Genomic DNA, 11,818 nt, shown 5'->3' on the forward strand with positions numbered 1-11,818 from the left:
GCCTTGCACTTATAAAACGGTTTCAACAAGAAAGGCGGAATTTTAGTGAGTAAAAGCGATTATTATGAGTTGTTGGGTGTCGAACGCGGTGCAGATGAAAACGAACTCAAAAAAGCTTATAGAAAACTTGCGATGAAATACCATCCTGATAGAAATCCTGATAATGCTGAAGCAGAAGCTAAATTTAAAGAAGTTAATGAAGCTTATGAAGTTTTAAGCGATCCAGAAAAGAGACGTTTATACGATCAATTTGGACATGCAGGTGTAAATCAGAATGGTGGAGCAGGTGGTGGCTTCAGCGGCTTTGACGGTTTCGGCGGCTTTGAGGATATCATAAATGAGATGTTTGGTGGTTTTGGCGGTTTCTCTTCCTCTTCATCAAGGCGTAATGGTCCGAGAAAAGGTGCAGACATAAGAGCTGATATCACTTTAACATTTGAAGAAGCTGCATTTGGCGTTAAAAAGAAAATTGAATTCTTGAGAACTGAAGAATGCGATGTTTGTAATGGCGCCGGAAACGAACCAGGTACATCCTCACATACTTGTACAGCATGTAATGGAAAAGGTGAAGTGAGATACTCACAAAGATCACTTTTTGGAGAATCCATCAGTGTAAAACCATGTACGGCATGTAAAGGTAAAGGTGAAATTTTTGATAAGCCATGCCATCAATGTAAAGGTCACGGCAAGATCAAAAAAAGGAATTCTAAAGAAGTTGACATTCCGGCAGGTGTTTTTCATGGCGCAAACATGCAACTTAGGGGTGAAGGTGATTTAGGTCAAAATGGTGGACCACGTGGCGATGTGATCGTCGTGATTAGAGTGACACCACATAAACACTTTACACGAGATGGCAACGACATCTACTATGACTTAAACATCACTTATGCACAAGCGGTGCTGGGTGCTGAAGTCATGGTGCCAACCTTAGATGGCAAGGCTAAGTTTGTTATTCCTGAAGGTACACCAAGTGGCAAACAATTTAAACTTAAAGGGAAAGGCGTTCCAGTTCTCAATGGCTATGGCAGGGGCGACCAATACGTTAGAGTGATTGTAGAGATCCCTAAAGGCCTTAATAAAAAACAAAAAGAACTCCTTGAAGCTTTTGAGGCTGAAATGACTGGCAAAAAAACAAGTCATTCTGGCACTGAGGAGAACTTAAAGAGTAAAAAAAAAAATGACAAAGGATTCTTAGGTAAAATGAAGGATGCTTTGAGTTAACAACATTTGAGTCATCTCTCGATGTCTCAAAGCGATTTTCGCTGACGCTGTTTGAGGTTGAACATCCCTCTTCACAGCTTTCGGCTCAAATCTTGCATACAACAACATTTGAGTCATCTCTCGATGTCTCAAAACGATTTTCGCTGACGCTGTTTGAGGTTGAACACCCCTCTTCACAGCTTTCGGCTCAAATCTTGTTGTTTTAATCAAAAGAAATCTCTTGTTGATCAAGAGATTTTTTTTGTAAAAAAGACGATTATCAGATATAATCAATATGCAACTCAAATAAATACTATGGTAGATAGAGAGATTGTTTCAAGGTCTAGAGGATACCGTGAAAATAAGGAGCAAGATATGAGCTGGTTTGAAATAAAAATAAAGACAAGTGAAATAGCAATAGAAGCTGTTTCTAACATACTCTGTGATGCTGGCGCTGGTGGTGTGATGATTTTAAACCCAAACGATCCAGACTTTCACAACCAATCAGAAGGTAAGTGGGATTATTATGATCCGCAAAATATAAAACTTGATTTTGAAGGGGTTTTAGTGACTGGATATATTGAAAAAGAAACCATTGAAGCGTCTATTGGAATGATTAAAGAACGTATTTCCCAATTAAAAGCGTTTGGCCTAGATCCAGGATTAGGTGAATTATCCTATGAGATCGTTGATCCTAAGGATTGGGAAAACGAATGGAAGAAGTATTTTAAACCGATTCGCCTTGGAAATCATATGGTTGTCAAACCAACATGGGAAACTTTTGAGGCGCATGAAGATGATATTATAATTGAAATTGATCCCGGCAACGCCTTTGGATCAGGAACACATGAGACCACTTCAATGTGTATTGAGATGATTGAAAAATACATGAAAAGTACGGATACAGTTATAGATGTAGGCTGTGGCAGCGGTATCTTATCCATTGCGGCAGGCTTGTTAGGGGCTCAAAGAGTACTTGCTGTTGATATCGACGAAAATGCTGTAAGAACGGCTAAAGAAAACTTGGCACACAATGGGTTAAGTGAAATATCTGACGTAAGACAAGGCGATCTTGTTTCTGTTATTTCAGAAAAAGGCGATCTAGTCGTTGCCAATATCATCGCAGAAATAATCGTTATGCTTGTGGATGACATCGATAAAGTCCTCAAGGAAAAGGCTTATTTCATCGCTTCTGGCATAATCTTAAGTCGCATTAAAATGGTGACAGATAAACTAGAAGCCTCAGGATTTAAAATACTCGAAGTTATAGAAAAAGGCGAATGGGCAGTTGTCGTTTCACAAAAATAGAGGGTTGGAGCATTAGAAATGTATAAATTTTTTTTAAATCAAGAAGATGTCATAGAAGAAAACCATATCATTCTCAATCATGCGGACTCAGTGAGACATCTTGAAAAATCGTTGCGGATCAAAAGCGGTGAATTGATCACACTGAGTACAGGTGCGCTCAGCTATATTGGCAAAGTAACCGAAGTGACTCCTCAAATGATCAAATTGGAAATTGTAGATAGACATGAAGCTCAAAATGAGTCCCCACTAAAAATAGATCTGTACCAATGTCTACCTAAAGGACAAAAATTGGAACTGATCATACAGAAGAATGTTGAGCTGGGGGTTAGAGATTTTTATCTTGTGGCATCTAAAAGATGCATTGTTGAATACAAAGGCAAAGATATTCAAAAGAAACTGGATCGACTTGACAAAATTGCACTGGAAGCGGCTAAACAATCCAAGCGTGATTATATCTCCACTGTGAAAGCGGTTTTACCCATTGAAAAGTTGGGGACAGCACTATCAGAATACGATCTTGTACTCATCTTATACGAATCTGAAGAAAACCTTTTCATAAACGATGTACTCAAAGCTATTGGACCTAATGAACTGAAGACAATAGCTGTGATCGTTGGACCAGAAGGTGGATTTGAACCCAGTGAAATAGAATTTCTAAAAGCAAATGGCGCACAAATCGTCACTCTAGGCAAGCGCATACTAAGAACTGAAACTGCAGGGTTTACCTGTGTGACATGTCTTCAATATGCCGTTGGAGATCTGTCATCAAGAACAAAGTAGACCTTATTTATATAACAGTGAGGTGAATAAGATGAAAGGTAGCTTTTCTGAGGTTAAACGATTTCAAGTGAAACCCGATAAACTGACTGAATTTGAAACATTGATAACGACAATAGCTGACGACCAAAGACAGCAAATAGGTTGTATTGACATCAAATATTTAAAGCGTTTTTTTACCATTGATGGTGTCAAGAGTGGAGAACCGCCTCGAGAGTTAACCAGAATTGTTAAGTGTGTTAAGTATTTTTCTTATTGGGAATTCGACAATAAGGAGAATTACGGCAAAGCGACTGAATGGTTTTTTAAAAAATATTATAAGGATATTCAAAAGTTGCTCATCATGCCTTTTGATATTAACTGCGGATATTCTATATACTAAAAACTATATTCATTATAAGAGGGAATATTTCTAAATGGAAAAAAATAGCGATAGAAAAGCAAATCAAAATATAAGTGGAAACGAAATTTATGAAAAAAATAATACCGTGAGTTTCATGACCCTAGGTTGCAAAACAAATCAATATGAAACAGATGCCTTAATGGATCTTTTCTACAATCATAGATTTGAAATTGTGGAATTTGATGATTATGCAGACGTATATGTGATCAACACGTGTACTGTAACGAATGTGGGAGATCAAAAATCTAGACAAATGATCCGAAGAGCTAAAAAGAATAATCCAGATGCAATTGTGGTTGTTGTAGGCTGTTATGCTCAAATATCACCAGAAGAAGTCTCTGCAATTCAAGGTGTTGATATCATCGTAGGTACTGATGCACGTGGTGACATCATTAAATATATTGAGGACTATCAAAATGGGTTAACTGAAAAACCCTATGTGATTGTGAACGATATCATGAAAATTAAACAATTTGAAGAATTGACTTTAAAACACATTAAAGAACACACAAGAGCCTTTATAAAAATTCAAGAGGGTTGTAATCAATTTTGCTCATACTGCATCATCCCGTATGCAAGAGGGCAAGTGAGAAGTCGATCTCTTGAAAACATCATAACGGAAATATCAGAACTTGCGCTGCAAGGCTATAAAGAATTCGTATTAACAGGTATTCACATTGGTTCATATGGCCTTGATTTTAAAAACATTGCTTTGATCGATCTACTTGAAGCCATTCAAAAAATCGAAGGTGTAGAGCGCATTCGATTGGGTTCAATTGAACCCAGATTGATTACAAGCACATTTATTGAGCGCTTAAAACCCCTTGATAAAGTTTGTGATCATTTTCATTTATCCCTCCAAAGTGGTTCGGATACCGTGCTTAAAAGGATGAATAGAAAGTATTGTACGACAGAGTATATGCAGGCCGTTACAGCACTTCGTCAAGTATATTCAACCCCCTCTATTACAACAGACATCATTGTTGGATTTCCAGGGGAAACGGATGAAGAATTCAAAGAAACATTTGATTTTGTAAAACAGATTCAATTCAGTGAAATCCATGTGTTTAAGTTTTCTAAAAGAGAGAGTACACCAGCGGCAAAAATGCCAAAACAGATCGATGGAGAAGTAAAAAAGAAACGCAGTGAAGCACTGATAGCATTGGGAGCAACATTGGAAAGTGAGTATAGATCCAGCTATATCGGTAAGTCGCTTGAAGTTTTATTTGAGACCTACAAATCGGGCAAATGGATTGGACACACAACGAATTATATCAAGGTTGTCGTTCCAGATAGACCAGAGTTGGATTTGATTAAAAAGATTTGTAAAGTGAGCATTGAAACCTTAGATAGTCATCAACTTATTGGCAAAATTATTTCATAAAATAATAAAAATATTTTGTGACTCTCAATAAAATTTGATATAATTAAGTAGATGATAGTCCTAATACTTTTTAGGATTTGTTGTCTTGTAATAGTTAAGTGAATTCAGACCTATGAGAGGAGGTGTTATAGTGGATTGTATATTTTGTAAGATTATAAACGGCGAAATTCCTTCGTCTAAAGTTTATGAAGATGACTTAGTCTATGCATTTGAAGACATCAATCCGAGTGCGCCCGTCCATGTTCTCATAGTCCCAAAAGAGCATATTGCATCGTTGGAAGAATTGGATGAGGGGCACACAAGCCTCATTGGACATTTGCATCTCGTGGCATCTAAGATTGCCAAAGAACGACAGATCAATGAGAGTGGATACCGTTTGCTTACAAATGTTGGTAAAGACGGAGGTCAAAGTGTTTTTCATCTTCATTATCATTTGCTTGGCGGCAGAAATTTACAGTGGCCACCAGGTTAAAATGGCACTAAAAATGTATTGCAATAATACTAATTTTAGTGTATAATAACGAAGTATGTTCTAGGTACATTCCTCTGTACTATTAAAGAATCTATTAACGGAGGGAGGGAATGTGTATGTCTGGCATCAAAGTAGGAGAAAATGAAAGCATTGATAGTGCTTTAAAGAGATTTAAAAGAGAGACTTCAAAAGCTGGCGTAATGGCTGAAATCAAGAAAAGAAGACATTACGAAAAGCCTAGTGTAAAGCGTAAGAAAAAATCTGAAGCAGCTAGAAAGAAAAAAAGACGTCAAGCTTAGAGAGAGGGTGAAAATATGTCACTAACGAATAAGCTGACTGATGATTTGAAAGATGCAATGAGATCTAAAGACAAAGTGAGAAAATCTGTAATCACAATGCTTCGAGCTGCGATTAAGCAAATCGAAATAGATGAGAGAAGAGAAGTTTCTGACGACGATGTCATCGATATTATAGCAAAACAAATCAAGCAGAAGAAAAGTGCTATCGAAGATTTTTCAGATGGTGGTCGCGAAGACTTAGTTGATTTGACTAAGACTGAAATCGATTTACTTATGACTTATATGCCTGAGCAACTTTCTGAGGAAGCTATTGTTGAAATCATTGCAAAAGCAATTGAGACAACAGGTGCTACCACAATGAAAGATATGGGCAAGGTTATGGGAATTGTTTCAGAAGCTACAAAAGGTAAAGCTGACAGTAAGCATATTGCTGATCTTGTCAAAAAATCTTTATCAAAATAGAATCTGTTATTTTAACAGTTGATTATATAGCACTTTCCATATGGGGAGTGCTATTAATTTTATAGCAATGACTTTGTGGCAAAAACAGCCAAAATGTGATTCGAACATCATCGCATTTTGGCTGTTTTTATGAGTGTGCATAAAAATTCCCATGGCGAGTAACGTTAAAATATTTTTAAAACCAATCATATTTATGATAAAATAATATAAGGTCACGCGTTTCATTTTAGGAGGTAAAATGTCAGAAATCGCAATGAAAAAAATTGTGTTAAATGATTTTAATGCTTTACATTCACTCTTTGGCAATTTGGATGAAAATATAAAAATAATTGAAAAAAACTATAATGTGAATATTACATCTAGAGATGGTGAAATCATAATAAAAGGTGAACTGCATCAAACGAATCAGGTAGAAGAAATCATTCAAAATTTGATTAAGTCTATTCAATCTGGTGAAACTTTGGACAGACAGCGGATCAATTATGTAATACAGTCCGTAAAAGTAGGTGAAAGTGAAAAACTAGAAGTTCTTGATAAAGCCTTTGTGTGCGTAACGTCCAAGGGTAAATCTATCAAACCCAAGACCATTGGGCAAGGACAGTATATTAACGCAATAAAAAATAATGCCGTTACGTTCGGTATTGGTCCTGCCGGTACAGGAAAAACGTACCTTGCAGTGGCTATGGCAGTGCGTGCCTTTAAAAATAATGAAGTCAACCGCATTATTATCACACGGCCTGCAGTGGAGGCGGGTGAAAGCTTGGGTTTTTTGCCGGGAGATTTGCAAATGAAAGTGGATCCCTATTTGAGACCGCTGTACGATGCTTTATATGATATTTTAGGAGCAGAAACATACAACAGCTACAAAGAACGTGGATTGATTGAAGTTGCGCCACTTGCATATATGAGGGGGAGAACGCTTGACAATTCGTTTATCATCCTAGATGAGGCACAAAATACGACTAAGCAACAGATGAAGATGTTTCTTACGCGCTTTGGCTTCGGCTCTAAAGTCGTTGTCAATGGTGATGTGACCCAGATTGACTTGCCAACAGGTAAAAAATCTGGTCTGGTCAATGCAATTGAAGTCCTAAAAAATGTTGATGGGATACACTTTATGTACCTCACTGAACGCGATGTCGTCAGACATGAACTCGTCAAAAAAATCATCTTATGTTATGACCAATACGAAAAAAAGCAAAAACATATTGCTGAAAAAAAACAAGATCATAAACATGACAGACGACATGATCAAAAACAAAAGAATACATCAAATAGTAAGCCTAGTAATTGATTGTATATGAGTCATTAGACGAAATCAAGTGGAGGCAAACGTGGATAAAATTAAAAAAAAGACCAAACAACGATTTAAAAATAGAAATTTATTGACGAATACCATTGTTATGATTGCAAGTTTTCTAATTGTTTTTTTTCTATTTAATCAGTCTGTATTCAACGGTATTTATGATTATAAAATAGGTGACATTGCAAAATCAGACATTTATTTGACAAAAGATGTAATCGATCAACAAGCTACTCAGGAGCTAAAGGATAAAATTGCGCAAGAGATTGAACCCATCATGTCAATTGACTTTTCAAAACAAGTTGAAGCCAAAAAACAACTTAACGAATTTTTCGGTAGACTGCTTGAATTAAAAGAAACCTATGCAAATGAATCAGAGCTATTTAGACGCGTCTATGCAGGCGTTGAGAGCAAAAATCCATATGGATTTGATGAGAAAATGCTTCAATCCATCTCCATGATGTCTGTGGAACGCATTACCCTTATAAAAAACTATTCCATGGATGTCACCCAGGAAAATATGTCAAATGGCATTGAAATCAGCGAGCTTTCTGAAATAACGGATGATATAGATACCTTTGTTCAAAATCTCTCTGACGTTGGAGAGAACGACAAAATCATACTCATGAAACTGATAACGGGTTCAATTAAAGCCAATAAATTTGTAGATCAAGAAAAAACAGATAAAAAAATTCAAAATGAAATTGATAAGATTGATGACATTATCTATCCAGCGGGAACGCTACTCGTTTCCAAAGGTTCAAAGATCACAGAGAAAGAACTCACCATACTGAAAGATGGCAACATGATGATCGAATCCAGTCGAGACCATATTTTTAACATCTTGGGGTTACTGGGCTTACTTATTATGATATGGGTCATTAATCATCTCTATCTGATTTATTTTGAAAGACATGTTATTGAGAAATCAAAAGAATACATTATATTGATGGTTATGTACGTCATGATTTTTGCAAGTTCAAAATTATTTGCCTCTTATTCAATGTATTTGATTCCAATTCCGGTTTTTGTAATGTTAGTAGGCATTTTACTAACGCCTAATCTCGTTAAATTTTATGGGACAACCCTTGTGCTTTTAATCAGTGTTTGGTTGAGTCTGCCCTCGCATGTGACAATGATGTATCTGCTCAGCTTGCTCATGGTCAGCCTGTTTTTAAGAAATGTAAAATTGCGTTCTCAAATCATGATGATGGGGGTGTATGCATCGCTGATTATGGTGGCTTATACACTCATGAATGCTTTGATTTTTAGATCATACAATGATACGCTGCTCATTGAGCTGGTCATCATTTTTGTAAATGGTCTCATGTCCTCTGTGATCACACTGGGAACTTTGCCATTTTTTGAAACCATCTTTCAAATACTAACACCTTTCAAATTGCTTGAACTCTCCAATCCCAATAGAGAACTTTTAAAAAGGCTTCTTGTTGAAGCACCAGGTACCTATCATCATAGCATTATCGTAGGTAACTTGGCTGAAACAGCTGCTCATGATATCTCAGCAAACAGCATGCTTGCACGTGTGGGTTCTTTTTATCACGATATAGGCAAGCTTGAAAGGCCATACTATTTTAAAGAAAATCAAGTAGGACCGGAAAATCCGCATGATAAACTGCCGCCGCAAGTGAGTGCGAACATTATTCGAAATCATGTTGTATTTGGTGTGGAATTGGCGAAAAAAAATAAGCTTCCTGAAGAAATTTTAAAGATTATCAGTGAACATCATGGCACTTCCCTGATAAAGTTTTTCTATCATCAGGAGAAAACGAAGAACCCCACAGTGGATATCACGAAGTTTTTATATCCAGGGCCAAAGCCTGTCAGCAAGGAAGCTGTGGTTGTAATGCTTGCGGATTCAGTCGAGGCGGCGGTTAGAACGCTTGAGAATCCCACAAAAGATGCCATTGAAGATTTAGTTGACAAAATCATAGCTCAGAAGATAAATGAAGATCAATTGACGAATTCCAACATAACTCTTAAAGAAATTGAACAGATAAAAAAATCTTTTGTAAAAGTCTTAGGCGGATTATTTCACGAACGTATTGTATACCCTGAGATCGACATGTCTATGATTTCAAAAGATTCATTTAACGAAAATATAGAAGATAACAGTGAGGCAGAGGATCATGACAACTCAAAGGAAAATAACAGTGGAAGTGACAAATGAAACAAATGAAGTATTAGAGCCGATTTTAAACGATCAAATCGTGAAAGTTATTGAACGGGTGCTCGACTCAGAAAACATTGATGTAGATTGTGAAGTGAGTGTTCTCTTTGTGGACAATCCACGGATTCAAGCGCTCAATAGCGAGTATAGACACAAGGATGTTGAAACGGATGTCTTGTCTTTTCCTCAATATGATTCTATTAAAGATGATGGCTTTATGGAAGATTATCTCTATTTAGGCGATATCGTCATTTCGCTGGAAAAAGCAAGGGCACAAGCCCACGATTTCGGACATACCTTTGAACGTGAACTGCTCTACCTAATCGTACACAGTGTTCTGCACCTCTTGGGGTATGATCATATGGTGGATGAGGCAAAAGGTGAGATGAGGCAAAAGGAAAAGGAAATCTTTAAACAAATTGAAGTATTTAAAACATCCAACTGAAGTTTTCAGAGCATAAAATGAGCATAAAAATTTATCCGTGGAGGCAAGAATGAATAGAAGTGCTAATCTTAAAATATCATTACTTTTAATACTGATCCTCGCTTTAGTAATGGGATGTCAAAAGCAAGAGGCGAATGTTCCCGACCCAGAAGATATGGCTAAGGAGGCTGTTACTATAGTTGTCCCAGAGCAAGCGGCTGAGGTTCCTGATGAAGAGAAAGAACCCGTTGCTGAACCGATTAACTTAGAAGGTAAAGCGATCAACAAACTTACCGGACTCTATATTGATGAAGAACAGATTCATAACAGACCTATTGTAGTGATGTTGGACAATCAATTTTCTGCACGACCACAAGCCGCCATTGAACAGGCTGATATTATGTATGAATTTTTAGCCGAAGGCCGAATTACAAGATACATGGCTGTCTTTTATAGTCAAAGACCTGAGCACATTGGTCCTGTAAGAAGCGCCAGACCTTATTTTCTCTTGAAAGCACTTGAATATGATCCTTACTACGTCCATGTGGGCGGCTCTATGGATGCACTTGCTAAGATCAAATCATATAAAATGGCAGACATCGACGGTCTGTCAAGCGGGGCATTTTGGAGAGAGAACCATAAAAAGATTCCTCATAACATGTATACGTCCTCGGAAGTATTGCTCAAAGATGCTTCTAGAAAAAAGTACAGAGAGACGCCTGAATTTAATTTCCTAGATTTCTATGATCAATTCACTGCGATTGAAGGGACAGACGCCACAGAAATTAAATTTGTTTACAAAGAACCCACAAAAACGGATAAAGTAGGTTATACGACTTCGTATAAATATAACAATGAAGAACAACTTTATTACAGGTATACTAATAATGGACCTCATGTGGATGAAAATTCAAAAGTTCAGATCACTTGTACCAACATTATTGCTCAATATGCGAAAACAAAAGTGTTGGATTCAGAAGGCCGTTTGCAAGTTGATTTAGTGGGGTCGGGTACTGGTGAGTTTTTTACCAGTGGCAAGGTTGTTCCAATCAAATGGGAAAAAGCGGATAAAAATGCTCTTACCAAATTTTATACGCTTGAAGATCAACCTATAAAATTGAATCCCGGTGTAACGTGGTTTCAAATCATGGAAACGGGTACAAAAGCAATTGTAAAAAAAGATAATGAGTAGAGGTGATTTTATGGATTATAAAATATTGGTGGAAAAAGCATATGATGCAATGACATATGCCTATGTACCCTATTCAAAGTTTAAAGTAGGTGCTGCATTGCTCACAAAATCGGGTAAAGTTTTCACTGGATGCAATGTGGAATCTGCATCGCTTGGCGCTACCAACTGCGCTGAAAGAACAGCTGTCTACAAAGCGATTTCGGAAGGCTATAGAGAATTTGAAGCGATTGCAATCGTCTCTTCAGGTAGAGATTTTACTTATCCTTGCGGTATTTGCAGGCAAGTTCTCGTTGAATTTGGAAAAGATATTGACATCATAGTTGCAAAAGATTATGATTATGAAGTCTATAAAATTGATGATCTTCTGCCAAGGTCTTTTACCGGCATTGACATCAAGTAATCAGTT

Annotated in this window: 14 protein-coding genes; 13 read left to right on the forward strand and 1 reads right to left on the reverse strand. The window is 37.0% G+C overall.

All coding sequences use genetic code 11. The annotated features are described in order from the left end of the window. Positions 1-45: 45 nt before the first annotated feature. Positions 46-1,221, forward strand: coding sequence for a molecular chaperone DnaJ (dnaJ, locus tag ISU02_RS17570; RefSeq protein WP_194703148.1), 1,176 nt, complete (start codon positions 46-48; stop codon positions 1,219-1,221). Here the strand turns inward: dnaJ and ISU02_RS17575 are convergent. Next, positions 1,192-1,431, reverse strand: a complete 240-nt coding sequence (locus ISU02_RS17575; RefSeq protein WP_194703149.1) for a hypothetical protein — start codon at positions 1,429-1,431, stop codon at positions 1,192-1,194. The two genes, dnaJ and ISU02_RS17575, sit on opposite strands and share 30 nt — an antisense overlap. Positions 1,432-1,575: 144 nt before the next feature. On the opposite strand from ISU02_RS17575, the gene prmA reads away from it, so the two are divergent. From prmA to ISU02_RS17635, 12 genes are all read left to right on the forward strand, one after another. Beyond that, positions 1,576-2,508: a 50S ribosomal protein L11 methyltransferase gene (prmA, locus tag ISU02_RS17580; protein WP_194703150.1), complete on the forward strand. Its 933-nt coding sequence runs from the start codon at positions 1,576-1,578 to the stop codon at positions 2,506-2,508. A gap of 18 nt (positions 2,509-2,526) precedes the next feature. Further along, entirely contained in the window at positions 2,527-3,288 is a 762-nt protein-coding gene (locus ISU02_RS17585) for an RsmE family RNA methyltransferase (protein ID WP_194703151.1), read from the forward strand. Between the two features lie 31 nt (positions 3,289-3,319). Beyond that, positions 3,320-3,667, forward strand: a complete 348-nt coding sequence (locus ISU02_RS17590) for an antibiotic biosynthesis monooxygenase family protein (RefSeq protein WP_194703152.1) — start codon at positions 3,320-3,322, stop codon at positions 3,665-3,667. A 34-nt stretch (positions 3,668-3,701) separates the two neighbouring features. Continuing rightward, entirely contained in the window at positions 3,702-5,072 is a 1,371-nt protein-coding gene (gene mtaB / locus ISU02_RS17595) for a tRNA (N(6)-L-threonylcarbamoyladenosine(37)-C(2))-methylthiotransferase MtaB (RefSeq protein ID WP_194703153.1), read from the forward strand. 127 nt (positions 5,073-5,199) lie between these two features. After that, a complete protein-coding gene (locus ISU02_RS17600) occupies positions 5,200-5,544 on the forward strand; it encodes a histidine triad nucleotide-binding protein (protein WP_194703186.1) in 345 nt (114 codons plus the stop codon). A gap of 116 nt (positions 5,545-5,660) precedes the next feature. Then, complete coding sequence (gene rpsU / locus ISU02_RS17605) at positions 5,661-5,843, forward strand: 30S ribosomal protein S21 (RefSeq protein WP_194703154.1); 183 nt, start codon at positions 5,661-5,663, stop codon at positions 5,841-5,843. A gap of 15 nt (positions 5,844-5,858) precedes the next feature. Further along, positions 5,859-6,305 (forward strand): GatB/YqeY domain-containing protein, encoded by a 447-nt coding sequence (locus ISU02_RS17610; protein WP_194703155.1) that lies wholly within the window; start codon positions 5,859-5,861, stop codon positions 6,303-6,305. Between the two features lie 238 nt (positions 6,306-6,543). Beyond that, positions 6,544-7,599 carry a PhoH family protein gene (locus tag ISU02_RS17615; RefSeq protein WP_207736388.1) on the forward strand — a complete coding sequence of 352 codons (1,056 nt, stop codon included), beginning with the start codon at positions 6,544-6,546 and terminating at the stop codon, positions 7,597-7,599. Between the two features lie 40 nt (positions 7,600-7,639). Continuing rightward, positions 7,640-9,796 carry an HD family phosphohydrolase gene (locus tag ISU02_RS17620; protein ID WP_194703156.1) on the forward strand — a complete coding sequence of 719 codons (2,157 nt, stop codon included), beginning with the start codon at positions 7,640-7,642 and terminating at the stop codon, positions 9,794-9,796. Next, positions 9,756-10,241, forward strand: coding sequence for an rRNA maturation RNase YbeY (gene ybeY / locus ISU02_RS17625; RefSeq protein ID WP_194703157.1), 486 nt, complete (start codon positions 9,756-9,758; stop codon positions 10,239-10,241). Before ISU02_RS17620 ends, ybeY begins: the two co-directional genes overlap by 41 nt. 49 nt (positions 10,242-10,290) lie before the next feature. Beyond that, positions 10,291-11,412, forward strand: a complete 1,122-nt coding sequence (locus ISU02_RS17630) for a DUF3048 domain-containing protein (RefSeq protein ID WP_194703158.1) — start codon at positions 10,291-10,293, stop codon at positions 11,410-11,412. Positions 11,413-11,422: 10 nt separating this feature from the next. Then, positions 11,423-11,812 (forward strand): cytidine deaminase, encoded by a 390-nt coding sequence (locus ISU02_RS17635; RefSeq protein WP_194703159.1) that lies wholly within the window; start codon positions 11,423-11,425, stop codon positions 11,810-11,812. The last annotated feature ends 6 nt before the right edge of the window (positions 11,813-11,818 follow it).

It is taken from the genome of Fusibacter ferrireducens (genome assembly GCF_015352425.1).
GTDB classification, from domain to species: Bacteria; Bacillota; Clostridia; order Peptostreptococcales; family Acidaminobacteraceae; genus Fusibacter_A; species Fusibacter_A ferrireducens.

Coding starts and splice junctions, on each gene's coding strand:
- prmA (WP_194703150.1), top strand. CDS start 1,576: ATGAGCTGGTTTGAAATAAAAATAAAGACAAGTGAAATAGCAATAGAA.
- ISU02_RS17585 (WP_194703151.1), top strand. CDS start 2,527: ATGTATAAATTTTTTTTAAATCAAGAAGATGTCATAGAAGAAAACCAT.
- ISU02_RS17590 (WP_194703152.1), top strand. CDS start 3,320: ATGAAAGGTAGCTTTTCTGAGGTTAAACGATTTCAAGTGAAACCCGAT.
- mtaB (WP_194703153.1), top strand. CDS start 3,702: ATGGAAAAAAATAGCGATAGAAAAGCAAATCAAAATATAAGTGGAAAC.
- rpsU (WP_194703154.1), top strand. CDS start 5,661: ATGTCTGGCATCAAAGTAGGAGAAAATGAAAGCATTGATAGTGCTTTA.
- ISU02_RS17610 (WP_194703155.1), top strand. CDS start 5,859: ATGTCACTAACGAATAAGCTGACTGATGATTTGAAAGATGCAATGAGA.
- ISU02_RS17615 (WP_207736388.1), top strand. CDS start 6,544: ATGTCAGAAATCGCAATGAAAAAAATTGTGTTAAATGATTTTAATGCT.
- ybeY (WP_194703157.1), top strand. CDS start 9,756: ATGACAACTCAAAGGAAAATAACAGTGGAAGTGACAAATGAAACAAAT.
- ISU02_RS17630 (WP_194703158.1), top strand. CDS start 10,291: ATGAATAGAAGTGCTAATCTTAAAATATCATTACTTTTAATACTGATC.
- ISU02_RS17635 (WP_194703159.1), top strand. CDS start 11,423: ATGGATTATAAAATATTGGTGGAAAAAGCATATGATGCAATGACATAT.